At 50.3% G+C, this 14136-nt stretch carries 12 protein-coding genes; 8 read left to right on the top strand and 4 right to left on the bottom strand.

Annotated features, from left to right (window positions below):
* The 6 genes from R3177_RS01385 to R3177_RS01360 form a co-directional block, all read left to right on the top strand.
* A partial coding sequence (locus R3177_RS01385; protein WP_318969256.1) for a DUF3140 domain-containing protein occupies window positions 1-351 on the top strand: 351 nt, incomplete at its 5' end.
* A gap of 37 nt (window positions 352-388) precedes the next feature.
* On the top strand, window positions 389-616 hold the full coding sequence (locus R3177_RS01380) for a DUF2945 domain-containing protein (protein WP_318969257.1): 228 nt from the start codon (window positions 389-391) through the stop codon (window positions 614-616).
* Between the two features lie 42 nt (window positions 617-658).
* Window positions 659-856: a hypothetical protein gene (locus R3177_RS01375; RefSeq protein ID WP_318969255.1), complete on the top strand. Its 198-nt coding sequence runs from the start codon at window positions 659-661 to the stop codon at window positions 854-856.
* A gap of 26 nt (window positions 857-882) precedes the next feature.
* Window positions 883-1821 carry a YihY/virulence factor BrkB family protein gene (locus R3177_RS01370; protein WP_318969254.1) on the top strand — a complete coding sequence of 313 codons (939 nt, stop codon included), beginning with the start codon at window positions 883-885 and terminating at the stop codon, window positions 1819-1821.
* A 164-nt stretch (window positions 1822-1985) separates the two neighbouring features.
* A complete protein-coding gene (locus R3177_RS01365; protein WP_318969253.1) occupies window positions 1986-4289 on the top strand; it encodes a DUF5916 domain-containing protein in 2304 nt (767 codons plus the stop codon).
* A 78-nt stretch (window positions 4290-4367) separates the two neighbouring features.
* On the top strand, window positions 4368-5657 hold the full coding sequence (locus R3177_RS01360; RefSeq protein ID WP_318969252.1) for an APC family permease: 1290 nt from the start codon (window positions 4368-4370) through the stop codon (window positions 5655-5657).
* Window positions 5658-5717: 60 nt separating this feature from the next.
* On the opposite strand, the gene R3177_RS01355 is transcribed toward R3177_RS01360, so the two are convergent.
* The 4 genes from R3177_RS01355 to R3177_RS01340 form a co-directional block, all read right to left on the bottom strand.
* Window positions 5718-7175 (bottom strand): HDOD domain-containing protein, encoded by a 1458-nt coding sequence (locus R3177_RS01355; protein WP_318969251.1) that lies wholly within the window; start codon window positions 7173-7175, stop codon window positions 5718-5720.
* 88 nt (window positions 7176-7263) lie between these two features.
* On the bottom strand, window positions 7264-7842 hold the full coding sequence (locus tag R3177_RS01350) for an NnrU family protein (protein ID WP_318969250.1): 579 nt from the start codon (window positions 7840-7842) through the stop codon (window positions 7264-7266).
* 235 nt (window positions 7843-8077) lie between these two features.
* Complete coding sequence (locus R3177_RS01345; RefSeq protein WP_318969249.1) at window positions 8078-8848, bottom strand: hypothetical protein; 771 nt, start codon at window positions 8846-8848, stop codon at window positions 8078-8080.
* Between the two features lie 164 nt (window positions 8849-9012).
* Complete coding sequence (locus tag R3177_RS01340; protein WP_318969248.1) at window positions 9013-10827, bottom strand: GGDEF and EAL domain-containing protein; 1815 nt, start codon at window positions 10825-10827, stop codon at window positions 9013-9015.
* A gap of 305 nt (window positions 10828-11132) precedes the next feature.
* Here R3177_RS01340 and R3177_RS01335 point away from each other — a divergent pair, with 305 nt between their 5' ends.
* On the top strand, window positions 11133-12770 hold the full coding sequence (locus R3177_RS01335) for a CTP synthase (protein WP_318969247.1): 1638 nt from the start codon (window positions 11133-11135) through the stop codon (window positions 12768-12770).
* A gap of 59 nt (window positions 12771-12829) precedes the next feature.
* A complete protein-coding gene (gene eno / locus R3177_RS01330) occupies window positions 12830-14122 on the top strand; it encodes a phosphopyruvate hydratase (protein WP_318969246.1) in 1293 nt (430 codons plus the stop codon).
* The last annotated feature ends 14 nt before the right edge of the window (window positions 14123-14136 follow it).

The following is a 14136-nucleotide window of genomic DNA, read 5'->3' as shown; positions in this document are numbered from 1 at the left end:
GAAAAGGTAATGTCTTCAGATAAATCCAGAGAACAAATATGGCAAGAGTGGCGTGAACTGGTCAATATGGCGCCGGCTGAACTGGAAGACTGGTTGCAAACCGAAAATAGCAAAACCGTGGGAGATACTGACAACGGCGAATCAACAGGGCACAAGTCAGGCAGAAAGATTGTTCAGATTAAGCGTACCAACAAAGCCGACTTAACCGACGAGCAATGGTCTCATATGGCAAAGGTTGTCGGTTATATTAAACGTCATCTTGCCCAGGGTGGGCCCGAGGATGATGTACAGCACAGCGCCTGGCGCTATTCTTTAATGAACTGGGGCCATGATCCACTAAGCCAGGATTAACGGTAGATACCACTAAGATGAGTAACCCGTGAGTAAGATGATGACCGACACCTATCAGACCAATACCAAAGTGCAGTGGGACTGGGGCGAAGGCACTGCCGAGGGCTATATCCGTGAGGTTTTCCGGCAGAAAGTCACCCGGACGCTTAAAGGATCTGAAGTGACCCGCAATGGCACTGATGATAACCCTGCGTATTTAATCGAACAGCAGGATGGCGATAAAGTGCTGAAGCTGCAATCGGAAATCCGGCAAAGCCCGGCCTGATGCAGTGACAAAGGGCATAGGGTAACAATACAGGAGCAAACCATGACAGCTGTGACGCATACCGCGCTGGTGCTGGCAGCATTTGCGCTTGTATCCGCATTTTTAAATTATCTGTTTGTCGCTAAAGTCTTAATACCAAGAGGGATGTCAACCACAAAAGGAATCATAGCCGGCAAGGCAGGCACCATGTTGCTGTTTGTACTGGCGTCGCTTATCTATCTTTATTACCGTTATGGTTAAATTACAGACAGGGATATTTTTTGAGTATGGTTGCTAACATTTATAACAAACTGCCCGCCGCTGTTCAGCACTGGCTAGGCATTCTGGGCGCTGCAGGCAGTTATTGGCTGGGTAGTCAGGCCTTTATTTATGCGGCGGCACTGGCGTTTTTCACCGTATTTTCCATTGCGCCAATTTTAATTGTGGTGGTGGCGCTGGTCGGGCTGGTGATTGGCGAGCGTGCGGTGCAGGAGCAATTGTTCACCCAGCTGGAGGGCACCTTTGGTTCGCAAGCTGCCGGGGTAGTACAGACGGCTGTTGCGAATTCACAGATTGATCAGAGTGGTATCTGGCCGGCATTAATCGGGATCCTGGCCACCATCGTCGGTGCTACCACCGTGTTTGCCCAGATGCAGCAGTCGCTGAATCAAATCTGGGATGTCGCGCCACGGCCTTCGAAAAGCAACCTGTGGATCTTTATTAAAAGCCGCTTATTGTCGCTGACCATTATTCTGGCGATTGGTTTTATTATGCTGGTTTCGCTGCTGCTATCGGTGGCGCTGCGCAGCATTATGGCATTTGCTGATGACTGGCTGCCGGTCCCTGGCTGGGCAATGGTGGGGATGGAGCTTGTGCTGTCACTGCTGGTGATAACCCTTTTGTTTGCCGCGATGTTCAAAATATTGCCCGACGTGTTGTTGTCATGGCGCGATGTGCTGCTGGGGGCTTTTATAACGGCAGTGTTATTTACCGCGGGCCGCTCGCTGATCTCGGTTTACCTTGCCTACACCGCGACGGCATCGGCTTATGGTGCTGCAGGGTCGCTGGCACTATTGCTGCTTTGGGTAAACTATTCGTCGATGATCTTGCTGTTTGGCGCGGCATTTACCCGGGCGCATCTGGAAGGCCGGGGCAAGCCGATTCGGCCGAAAAGCACTGCAGTCCGTGTTCAGCGCAAACTTATTGATGAGGTGTCACAAAGCTGAGCGGTTAAAATCGGCAAAACAGGCCGCAAAACAAAGTACAGCCTCAGTACACCTTTGAATATTGCCTGTTTAACGCACCTTGGCTGTCAATTTTAAATAAACCGGTATGATGCGCGCACTATTGCCAACCGCAGATAATCGCGCTCTCGCATTTCGGGAAATTCATGCCGTCCACATTTTGTTCCGTCCTATCCGCTGCCATTTTTAGTTTTTGTGCTGTCAGCAGTTTACTGCTTAGCGGCCTCAGTCAGGCGCAGACGTCAGAGATCCCGACCTTGCTGCCCGGCGATGTGATGGCAGTGGACGGTAACCTGAATGAATCGGTATGGCAGAATGCCAAACGAATTAATATTAATTTTATTACCTTGCCCAGTGACCAGGGTATCTCTGATATTGCCACTGAAGCGCTGGTTTTTGACGATGGCGAGATTTTGTATATCGGCTTTATTGCACCTGATCCAGAGCCTGCGTTAATCCGGGCGTTTTATCGTAACCGCGATAACATCTGGAATGATGATGTGGTTGGGGTAAAAATAGACCCGTATAACAATCAGCAATTGGCATATCAGTTTTTTGCCAACCCGCTGGGCAGCCAGGCGGATTCAATTGAAAATGCCCAGACCGGCCATGAATCATCCAGTTGGGATGGCTTCTGGCATGCGGCCGGCCAGCTGACCGCTAACGGGTATGTGGTGGAGATGGCGATCCCGTTTACGGTAATGAATTTTCCGCCGCAAGCTGGCCTGAAAACCTGGGCGCTGGAGTTTGTCCGCTTTATGCCACGCGATCAGCGGCTGCGGCTGTCCAGTGCCAGAATAAGCCATGCCAATAAATGCTGGGTATGCCAGATGCCGGCGTATCAGGGGTTTGCCAGGGCCAGAAGCAGTACCAATGTCATTATTGCGCCGTCGGTCGTGGCGGGACGCAGCGAGCAGCGCAATGTCCATCAGCAGCAAAACTGGCAGGGGGACAATAATATTGAGCTTAGCCTGGATGGTAAATGGGCCGTTACGCCTGATATTACGTTAAATGCCACGTTAAACCCCGATTTCTCGCAGGTGGAAGCTGATGCAGAGCAGTTATCGGTCAATAATCCGTTTACCCTGTTTTACGCTGAAAGCCGGCCATTTTTTACCGAAAATGCCGACTATTTTGCGACGCCCTACAATCTGGTGCATACCCGCAATATCAGCGCGCCAAATATCGGCGCCAAGATCACCGGCCGCACCGGCGCACACACCTTTGGCTTTTTTACGGCCGATGATGACAGTACCACCCTGGTATTACCCGGTAACCTGGGCTCAGATATTGCTGTGTTAGACAATGCCAGCCGCAATCTGGCGGCGCGATATAGTTTTGCCTATAGCAACAGCATCAGCGTCGGTGCAATTGGCACCTGGCGCGAAGCCGGAGACTATGCCAACGGCCTGACCGGGCTGGATGCCACTATCCGCTTAACGGCAAAAGACACCTTAAGCCTGCAATGGCTGTACAGCGAGACGACTAACAGCGAGCAGATGGCGCTTGGTGGTGAAGCATTGCAGCGTTATGGCACTGAGCAGCCGTTAACCGGCCGGGCTTACCGGGTAAATTATCAGCATTCAGAGCGCACCTGGCGCTGGTTTGGCCGCTATGATGCGCGCAGTAAAGCGTTTCGGGCTGATTTAGGTTTTATGCCCGAAACCGACTGGAACAAATTTACCACCGGCGGTGAGTACATCTGGTATCTGGCGGCTGACAGCCTGTTTAACCGGGTGCGGGTTACCGGTGACTGGGACACCACCCATAATGCCGCGGGCGAATTTATTGAACGCGAAACAGAAGGCTATGCCGGCATTTTCGGCCCGTTGGGCAGTTATCTTGAACTGGGCGGCTATCAGCGCGAGCGGGTTGGTCAGCGGCTGGATAATAACTCGCTGGCGATAAGCGGCAATACCGAACGGTTTGATGAGCAGGGCGGGTCGGTGCTGGCCGAGGTTACCCCGGCCGCCGGGATGGTGTTTTTCGCTTTCTGGCAGCATGGCACTGCGCTTGATTTAACCAATAACCGTTTGTCTGATCAAAACCGGGTCGAGCTGGAGGGCCGTTATTCGTTCAGCCGGCATCTGGAGCTGTCGTTAAGGCATAATTTAACAACCATGGCTTACCGGTCGGCCAGGGTATTTACTGCTAATTTAACCGATTTGCGGCTGACCTATCAGTTTTCAAACCGCAGCGCGTTGCGCCTGGTATTACTGTATACCGATTTGCAGCGCGAATTACAGAACTATCAGCCACAGTGGCAAGCACGGCTGGATGCGCAAAGCCGTCAGCTGAATAAGCAGTTGCTGTACTCGTATAAGGTCAATCCGCAAACGGTATTTTTTGTCGGCTACAGTGACGGCAGTCTGCAGAACGATGAGCTCAGCCGCCTATCACCGTCTGAGCGCAGTGCTTTCTTAAAGTTCAGTTACGCCTGGCAGCTGTAACGGCCGTCGGACAAGTTGCCAGCCAGTTCATTACTGCTAAGCTTAAAGTCTTTGATTTTTAAGGATACGGCGCCGGTTATGACGCAGGCAGGAAAAAACGAACTGAGGCTGGATCGCTCTGTCGGGCTCTGGCCGCTGGTATTTTATGGCTCGGGCACCATCCTGGGCGCTGGTATTTTCGTGGTCGTGGGCGAGGTGCTGGCCGAAGCCGGCCGTCTGACACCGGTTGCCTATTTGCTTGCTGCCCTGGTGGCCATGACATCGGCGCTTTCGTTTGCTGAGATGGGCGCCCGGATCCCGACTGCAGGCGGTCCTATCGACTATTTGCAGCGTGGATTCGACAAGCGCTGGCTGGGCTCGGCGGCCGGTTGGGTCCTGATGACAGCTAACACAGTCTCGGCTGCCACTATTGTTACCGGCTTTGTAGCCTATTTCGGTAGCTTCGCTGAGATACCGGGGTGGCTGGTCACGCTAAGCATTGTTGTCGTGCTGGGTGGCGTTGCCATTGCCGGCATGAAAGAAAGCGCCTGGCTGATGACGGCAACCACGCTTGTTGGTATTGCAGCCTTGCTTGCTGTGCTGTGGGCCTTACGTGATGCGCTGGTCGCAGGGCCTTACGAGGTGCTGGCCGGACTAGGAATGGGGGCAGGCACTGATGTTGCAGCGGCTGGCCAAAACAGCGACGCTTCTGCATCGCTGTGGGGCAGCGCTAACCTGCTTTTTGCAGGCGCTTTTCTTGCTGTATATTCGTTTATTGGTTTTGGCGATATGGCGCAGACTGCTGAAGAAGTGCGCGATGTAAAACGTACTTTGCCCCTGGCGATGATGATCTCATTCGGTATCGTCTTTGTGTTTTATCTGTTGATCGCGACGGCGCTGGTGGGCAGTGGCCAGTTAACGGTAATTGCAGAGGCACCCGCTCCCCTGGTCAAAGCGGTGGAGTTGTATGGCTGGCCAGGTATGCCGATCGCTATTGCCAGCCTGTTTGTGATCATTAACGGCGCGCTTGCCCAGATTGTCGCCGCGTCGCGGCTGCTGCTGGATATTGCCCGTGACGGTCGCGGCGCGCCCGGGCTGTTTGCAAGGATCAATGACGTAACCGACACCCCCATTCCGGCCACGACGATGATCACCGTGGTGGTATTAGCGCTGGCGTTACTGGTACCGCTGAAGTCGCTGGCGGCAATGACCAGCTTTGCAATTCTTACTGTTTTTCTCGGCGTTAACCTGTCGCTTATTCGTCTGAAACGACACAGTCAGCCTGAAGATGTTCCCGATATTCCCTTTTTTGTGCCAGTGCTAGGTGCCATACTCTGTGGCGTGACGCTGCTTGGACAGCTGGCAAAGCTGACGGTATGGGGGGGCTGAACCAAACCGGTGCTGACGCTTACAACACAACAGTAAGACGGGATTTTCGTTGTATATTGATCAGGTTTTCTGGGTACTAATCATCAGACACATATTTAAATGTTCGATAATAAAGCAAAACTGACTGAACTGCTCATCGGTTATTTTTTTACCCGGTTGGGAGAACTGGCCACTGATAATACCGATAACTTTATTGCTGATTTTAACCGGGGCAATAGCGACGGCGCCTTTGCCAATTAACTGTTCTATTTCTGCGGTAATAAAATTACGCCATTTGGGTTGGGTGTGGTCATTGACCACAATAGCATTGTCTTTGTCTATGACCAGACTGATCAGATTCTTGGTCTGGCGTAACGACAAAGAACGCCGGTATGAGTCGATCTGACCGTGGTTGTCATAGCGTAAGCGTGACTCCACGTTTGATTTATCACTGCTTAATATCCAGAAGGCACAACTGCTGAAGTCAATAACCTTAGCGATATGACGCACCGTCACGGCCAGTAGTTCGTTAATATGGGTCCCGGTCATCGTAAGCCGGGTTAATTCCTGCAATGTCAGTAGTACTGCTTTTTCTGACGATACCGCTGGCTGCAGCGGTGTTTCATCGTGGCGCAAAAAATCGATATTTTTCGGCAGGCTTTTAATATGGTCCTCTAAAATCGACGCACCATAAGAGCCCAGCAGATTAATCGCAAACAACCGGGTTTGCTCGATTCGCTCAATTAGCTGGCGCCGGTCTATTTTCATTATTTTTGAAATATCATGCAGTACTCTGGCTAACTCTGCTTTATTGCCGACCGGTGAATTTATCGCTGCACTAAGCCGGTTTGCCAGACTAATACTTTGCATTTCCACTGCCCGGCTTTCTGGCTGATCCAATGACTTAATCAGCAAATCGCCCAGATTCCAGGTTTTGGCCAGCCCGGCACTGAGTTCATGAAATCTGACGCCGACAATATTAAAACAGTGTTGCTCGAATTCGGCCGCTGGCAAATCGACTTTTTTAATCAGTTGTTCAGTCAGCTCGCTACCGGTGCTCCAGAATGAGGTTTCGCCAATGTGATACAGCATTGCTGCCAGATACACTTCTTCCTGAGTGTCATCACTGTAATCGGGTACCATCATTTTGGCTAATAAACCAGCGTAAAAGGCATTGGCCATCAGCATTAACAGCCGATCATAGACATCGGGCGACAAGTTTTGCGCCTGCAATAAGCCTTCTAAAATTTTAGAGGTCAGACAAATATTTTTAACTGCCTGAATACCAAGAACAATCGCCGCCCGCGATACGGTGGTCACTTTTCTGATTGAGGCATGATGAGTGGTATTGACCACCTTCAGCAAAGTGGATGAGAGAGCCTGATCGTGCAGGATCGCTTTGCTCAGTTTCGGAATAGAGGACGTATCGTCATTAGAAAACTTATCCAGCAAGCTTGCGATAGACGTGATCGCCGGTAATTCTTTTTCTGCCAGCAGTTCTATCCACTGGTTCGCAGGGCGTCTTATATCATCACGCATCGTCTTTATTATTTCCTTAGGGCATGCTGCTTTAATATTATTGTTTTAGCGTAATATCAGCTGATTGCCAGCATGCCTAAAAAACGGCTCAGGTAAAAGGTCTGACGCCAATTAAAAGTTCATGCAGATAAAAAGTAAATACGAAGTACAAAAATACCCCGGAAAATAACGCCAGCATATCCCGCCTGACCCGTCCCGGGGGCGCAGAAAATCCTTTTAGGTTGTCCTCCCGCCGGCAATAGATAAAACCGGCGATAGCCCAGATCAAAAAGCTGCCAAACAAGATGACGTCGGCCAGGGTGCCATTACTGATAAGGTGGGCCAGTGCCCAGGTTTTGACGGCCAGTAGCATAGGGTGGTGTAACCTGGCCTTTAAATAAGTACCGGGCAAATAGGTTGCTATCAGCAATATCATAGCCGGCAGCATCAGCAATGCCGCCAAGTGCCGGGTCCAGATCGGGGGCAACCACAGTAGCACCGGGTCAGCCCTGCTCAGACTGTAACCCCAGATAATAAAAATCAGTGCTATTAACGAAATAACAGAATACAGCGCCTTATAACCCCGCATTCCCAGTAGTGAAATAAGCCTGTCCCGATAATATGGTGTTAGCCAGCGAAAGGTGTGGCAGGCAAAAAATATCAGCAGGCCGGTCAGTAAGATATACATGACAGTCTCCGTTTGGCTTCGTTACCGTTATTGTCAGGCTATAACGGTAAAACATGACATTATCCCTTGGCTAAGCGTAGGCTATTTTCCAGAATTTAATAGCTGAGACAGAGATGGCGCCCGGGTTTTGGCGATAGCAGTTGCCGTCGGGCAAACCGGTTAATATTGGAGCGCCACCCATAAGGCTGTATGCGATAAAAAGGTACCCGGGCGGGTACCTTAACGGTTGGCTTAATTATTTTTTATGGTAGACCGACAACGCTTTATTATGATAGTAGATGTTATAAGACGTCTTATCAAAATGGCTTGCCCAGGTTTGCCAGAAAGCTTTCGCTTTATCTTCACCACCCAGATGTTTCACCATTAAGGCGTTAAATTTTTGTTCAGGCGGCGCCATACCGGCATAATTCTCAAACGGAATGGCAAGATGCATGCCGGGTTCACCACTGACGGTATAACTCCAGCTCCAGTGATAAGGCCAGTTATGCGCTTTGGCAACATCACTGATAATCTTTACTGCTGCTTTAACCTCACTACCGTGACCGGGTTTTATCATATAGTAGGTTACACCAACATAATTGGCTGTCACCCCATCTGGCCAGTGGCTGTTAGCCATATCCATCACAGCCAGATAATGGCCATAATGCGCCACTTTGTCATCGACGTTTTTATTCCAGTGGGTCATCGGATCTTTTTCTTTGACCCACTGCTGATAACTGTCCATCTCTTTCCACTCAAAACAACAACTGCGGATCAGATACTTATTCAGCTCATCACCCAAGACCGGGGTATAAACATGCCACTGTCGTGGATCTCCGAGTTTTTGCCTGTGCTCGATGTGGGCTTTAAAGTTATTTTCAAAAGCCTGATTCATGCCGGCTTTGGGGGTCATTTGCCACATTTCTGCCAGCATTTCTTTTTCCTGTGCCTGCACGTTACCGGTGCTTAGCAACAGTGATACTAAAAACCAGACTGTTATCTGGCACAGCATGTTCCGTATGTTCATCATTATCTCCTGCTCATGTTAGCTAACCTGACCACGGCATGACAGATAACAACAATAACACTACGGCCAGGCCGGGCTTTGTTAAGGATAGTGAAGCCGTGCCAGAACGCCCTATTTCTTTAGACTAATTTAACCTTAACAGAATTTTTTAAAGACTAAATAGACTAAGAAGGTGATGTATTGAGATAGTTGCTGAAAGCGTCAGCCGGCATTGGCCGGGCATAACGATAACCCTGAGCAAGCCGGTAACCATGTTGCAGCAGAAAAGCCTCTTGTGATGCTGTCTCAACCCCCTCTGCTATCAGCTCCATATTAAGCTGATCGGCTAATGCTCCCATTGACGTGACGACCGCCGCACCTGCGCCATCGGGGCAGTCACTGACAAAACCACGGTCAACTTTCAGTGCGTCAAACGGCATGCGGATAACCCGGTTCATTGATGAATGCCCGGTGCCAAAGTCATCGACAGCCAGCATAAAGCCCGCCTGATGTAATTCTCTGAGTGTTTTACTGACACTGTCATACTCGGTTTCCAAAGCACCTTCGGTAATTTCCAGTTTAATCTGGCTGCAGGAAACACCGGCAGCCTGAGCCCGGCTGACCAGTTTATCGGTAAGCTGCGGATCAGTAAGCTGAACCGGTGATAAATTGACAGCGATCCATAGTTGTCTGCCCTGCTGCCAGCTAGCCAAATCGCGGCAGGCGGTACTGAAAACCCAAAGCCCCAGCTCGCTTATTATGCCAATTTCTTCTGCTACCGGAATAAACTGGTCGGGGCCGATTGGCAGATTGCCTGGCCGGGGCCATCGTATTAGTGCTTCGGCACCTCTGATCTGCCCCTGTTCGGACATATCAATAATTGGTTGATAGTGAAGCTCAAATAACTGTTCTGAAAAGGCTTTTCTAAGTTCAGCCTCAATATTGATTCTGTCACGAAAGGCCGAAAATTCTTCGGCGGAAAAACGTCGTGCCTGATTCCCCCCCAATTCACGGCTACCAAGCGAGGCGGCAGAAGCGGCGTCAACCACATGATAAACCGCTGTATTGTTGTCCATCAGCGCCAACCCCAATGATGCCGTAAGATTAATGCTGTGTTCCGCTAATGCGATCGGCTGAGTTACGGCAGTAAGAATTCGACTTGCCATGTCATTCAACCATAGTTCCAGGGTTGCCTGACTGTCAGTATCAGTGCCAATACGGATAAGAACAAAATTATTGCCATTGCCACGCCCCAGTAAGACAGGGGGCTCTGATAATGCAGATAACCGCCCGGCAATAGTCTGCATTACTGCCAGTCCGCCTTGCTGACCGAAAGAGCCCAGTACCAGATTCATCCGATCCAGCCGCACTTTGATGACAGCAGTGGCCGCGTCATTACCTGCCTGGCCAAGCAATCGCTGGCCCTCGCGGATAAGCGCCACCCGATTATAAAGTCCGGTAACGGCGTCAAACTCTGTTGCCTTATGCAGTGCTTGCGCGGTGCGCTGATAGTGGACCCGAAGCTCCATGACCTCTGTTATCAGCGCTGCAAACTCCTGAAACTGGGTTTGTTGAGCTTTATCAAGACCGGCTCTGGGTTGCATATCAATCAGACACAGCGTGCCGACGGTATAGCCATCACTGGTAATTAAGGGCATACCGGCATAAAACCGCAAATGAGGTGGACCGCTGACGATAGCCAGCTCGCGGGTGCGCACATCTTCGCGCAGGTCGGGAATCACCATAAGCTCATTAATTTCAAGAATAAACTGGCAGACGCTTTGATCGCGGGGACAGGCAAACCGCTGGCCTTCAAACGCTTTTACCCACTGGTTACTGTCATCGAGAAGATGAATACCAACATTAGGCACATCAAATAAGTTTGCCACCATACGGACAATACGATCGAAGGGTTGCTCATAGCCTGAGTGCATAATCTGCAGCCGGTCAAGAGCATCTAATCTGGCGTTCTCTTTGTGGGCAGCGTTATCTTGGGGCATCAGTGTCCTCCGAATTAATTTCCTGTCGTAAAAATAGCATAATCTAAGCCGATCTGGGTTGGCGGTGGCGTTGGCTTGCGCTATCGACAGGCTGAAGCCGGACAGCTAATTGCATCACATTTCAATAACCGGCAGACCTGATGCTGCTGATTTACGTTGAGTGGCTGGCAGGCTTTTGCTATACTTTCCGCCCGTCCTGATACCAATTCTTGCACACCTGTCACCTTCCTGTGTTAATGCAACGGGGGTCTGGTGTTTTGCAACCTTGGTATTCTTTTATTGATTACTATTGTCTCAGGGGTCTCATGACTACAAGATATATCTTTGTGACGGGTGGCGTGGTTTCCTCGTTAGGTAAAGGCATTGCAGCGGCATCGTTGGCGGCAATCCTGGAAGCGCGTGGCTTAAAGGTTACTATCCTCAAACTTGACCCCTACATTAATGTTGACCCGGGTACCATGAGCCCGATTCAGCACGGTGAAGTCTTTGTCACCGAAGACGGTGCTGAAACCGACCTGGATCTGGGCCACTACGAGCGGTTTATCCGCACCAAAATGACCAAGCTGAATAACTTCACCCAGGGTCGGATCTATGCCGAAGTGCTGCGTAAAGAACGCCGCGGCGATTACCTTGGTGCGACGATTCAGGTGATTCCGCATATTACTAACGAGATTAAAAACCGGGTGGTACGCGGCGCTGATGGTTACGATATTGCTATTGTAGAAATTGGCGGCACTGTCGGTGATATTGAATCATTGCCGTTTTTAGAGGCAATTCGCCAGCTGGGCACTGAGGTGGGCCGTGAGCGTACCTTATTTATGCATCTGACCCTGGTGCCTTACTTAGGTACCGCCGGTGAAATTAAAACCAAGCCCACCCAACATTCAGTCAAAGAGCTGCGCTCGATAGGTATTCAGCCGGATATTCTGGTATGCCGTTCAGACCGGGCAATTCCGGCCAATGAGCGGGCGAAAATTGCCTTATTTACCAACGTTGAAGAAAAAGCCGTTATTTCATTAAAAGATGTATCGAGCATTTATCAGATCCCGGCATTGTTAAAATCACAGAGCCTGGACGATTTAGTCTGCCGCCGCTTTTATATCGACGCCCCGGAAGCCGATTTAGCGGAATGGGAACAGGTGCTTTACCAGGAGTCGAACCCGACCGGCGAAATTACTATCGGCATGGTGGGTAAATACGTTGAGCTTCCTGATGCCTATAAATCTGTGAACGAAGCCTTAGGCCATGCCGGTCTGAAAAACCGGGTTAGTGTCAATATTAAATATATCGACTCACAGGATGTGGAAAGCAAAGGTGTAGCCATGCTGGCCGGGCTGGATGGTATTCTGGTACCGGGTGGCTTCGGCGAGCGGGGCATAGAGGGCAAGATTATCGCAGCACAATATGCCCGGGAGCAAGGCGTGCCCTATTTGGGTATATGTCTGGGTATGCAGGTGGCGCTGATTGAATATGCCCGGAATGTTGCAGGTATGGATGGTGCCCATTCCACTGAATTTAATCAGAACACGGCATATCCGGTGGTCGGCTTAATTACCGAATGGCTGGATGCGGCAGGTTCGGTGGAAACCCGCTCTGATTCATCGGATTTAGGCGGTACAATGCGCCTGGGCAGCCAGAACTGTAACCTTATTGATAACACCAAAGCGCGCGAGATTTATGGCAAAGCGGTTATTCAGGAGCGGCATCGCCACCGCTATGAAGTGAATAATAACTTACGGCCCAGGTTAGAAGAAGCCGGTTTAGTGGTATCCGGATTATCGGCCGATAACCAATTGGTGGAGATGATTGAAATTCCGTCGCACCCGTTTTTTGTTGCCGGTCAGTTTCACCCGGAATTTAATTCGACGCCACGTGATGGTCACCCGCTGTTTCAGGCATTTGTTGCTGCGGCATACAAATTCCAGAAAAAGCAACGCGTATAACTTTTGCTAAGCCGGGTGGATATCCCGGCTTTTTCGTTTTAGAACAGGGGATAGATAGCATGTCTGAGATTGTAAAAATTATTGCCCGTGAAATTATGGACTCACGTGGTAACCCAACGGTGGAAGCCGATGTGTATTTAGCCAGCGGCGCCATGGGCCGGGGCTGTGCACCATCAGGTGCCTCTACCGGTTCCCGCGAGGCGTTAGAATTACGCGACGGTGATAAAGGCCGTTATCTGGGTAAAGGCGTCACTAAAGCGGTCGCCAATATTGACGGCCCTATTCAGAACGCATTAAAAGGCAAGAATGCCTATCAGCAGGCCGAGATCGACCAGATCATGATTGATCTAGACGGTACCGAAACCAAAAGCAAGCTGGGCGCCAATGCCATTCTGGCCGTGTCACTGGCAGTGGCCCGGGCCGCAGCGGCAGATAAGAAAATCCCATTGTACCAGCACATCGCCGATTTAAACGGTACACCAGGCGTTTACAGTATGCCGGTACCAATGATGAATATCATTAACGGTGGCGAGCACGCCGATAACAACGTTGATATTCAGGAATTTATGGTGCAGCCGGTGGGCGCCAAAACCTTTGCTGAAGCACTTCGGATGGGCGCGGAGATTTTTCACAGCCTGAAAAAAGAGCTGCAAAAGCGCGGTTTAAATACGGCGGTGGGCGATGAAGGTGGTTTTGCCCCGGATTTAAAATCAAACGAAGAAGCACTAACCGTCATCGTTGAAGCGGTAAAAGCAGCCGGTTACCAGATGGATAAAGATGTCACGCTGGCACTGGATTGTGCAGCGACTGAGTTTTATAAAGACGGTAAATATGTGCTGGGTGGCGAAAACAAAAGCTTTGATTCCTTTGGCTTTAATGACTACCTGGCCGGTTTAACCCAGCGTTACCCGATTGTTTCAATTGAAGATGGTCTGGATGAAAGCGACTGGGATGGCTGGAAAGATCTGACTAATAAAATTGGCAGCAAAGTGCAGCTGGTCGGTGACGATTTATTTGTTACCAACACCAAAATTTTAACCCGCGGTATTGAGCAGGGTATCGGTAACTCAATCCTGATTAAATTTAACCAGATTGGCTCATTAACCGAAACTCTGGCTGCGATAAAAATGGCTAAAGACGCCGGCTTTACTGCGGTTATCTCGCATCGCAGCGGTGAAACTGAAGATGCCTTTATTGCTGACTTAGCCGTCGGCACCGCCGCCGGCCAGATTAAAACCGGTTCACTGTGCCGCTCTGACCGGGTAGCCAAATATAACCAGTTACTGCGGATTGAGCAGCAATTAGGTAACAAGGCGCCGTATAAAGGCCGCAGCGAAATTAAAGGCCAGTAATACCTGACTAAATT

Source organism: Arsukibacterium sp. (genome assembly GCF_033722355.1).
Classification (GTDB): domain Bacteria; phylum Pseudomonadota; class Gammaproteobacteria; order Enterobacterales; family Alteromonadaceae; genus Alishewanella.
The sequence above is the reverse complement of the archived record's forward strand: the minus strand, read 5'-3'. Positions and strand labels throughout refer to the sequence as shown.

Excerpts from the sequence above, each read along its gene's own strand:
- R3177_RS01380 (WP_318969257.1), top strand. The coding sequence starts at position 389 with ATGATGACCGACACCTATCAGACCAATACCAAAGTGCAGTGGGACTGG.
- R3177_RS01375 (WP_318969255.1), top strand. The coding sequence starts at position 659 with ATGACAGCTGTGACGCATACCGCGCTGGTGCTGGCAGCATTTGCGCTT.
- R3177_RS01370 (WP_318969254.1), top strand. The coding sequence starts at position 883 with ATGGTTGCTAACATTTATAACAAACTGCCCGCCGCTGTTCAGCACTGG.
- R3177_RS01365 (WP_318969253.1), top strand. The coding sequence starts at position 1,986 with ATGCCGTCCACATTTTGTTCCGTCCTATCCGCTGCCATTTTTAGTTTT.
- R3177_RS01360 (WP_318969252.1), top strand. The coding sequence starts at position 4,368 with ATGACGCAGGCAGGAAAAAACGAACTGAGGCTGGATCGCTCTGTCGGG.
- R3177_RS01355 (WP_318969251.1), bottom strand. The coding sequence starts at position 7,175 with ATGCGTGATGATATAAGACGCCCTGCGAACCAGTGGATAGAACTGCTG.
- R3177_RS01350 (WP_318969250.1), bottom strand. The coding sequence starts at position 7,842 with ATGTATATCTTACTGACCGGCCTGCTGATATTTTTTGCCTGCCACACC.
- R3177_RS01345 (WP_318969249.1), bottom strand. The coding sequence starts at position 8,848 with ATGAACATACGGAACATGCTGTGCCAGATAACAGTCTGGTTTTTAGTA.
- R3177_RS01340 (WP_318969248.1), bottom strand. The coding sequence starts at position 10,827 with ATGCCCCAAGATAACGCTGCCCACAAAGAGAACGCCAGATTAGATGCT.
- R3177_RS01335 (WP_318969247.1), top strand. The coding sequence starts at position 11,133 with ATGACTACAAGATATATCTTTGTGACGGGTGGCGTGGTTTCCTCGTTA.
- eno (WP_318969246.1), top strand. The coding sequence starts at position 12,830 with ATGTCTGAGATTGTAAAAATTATTGCCCGTGAAATTATGGACTCACGT.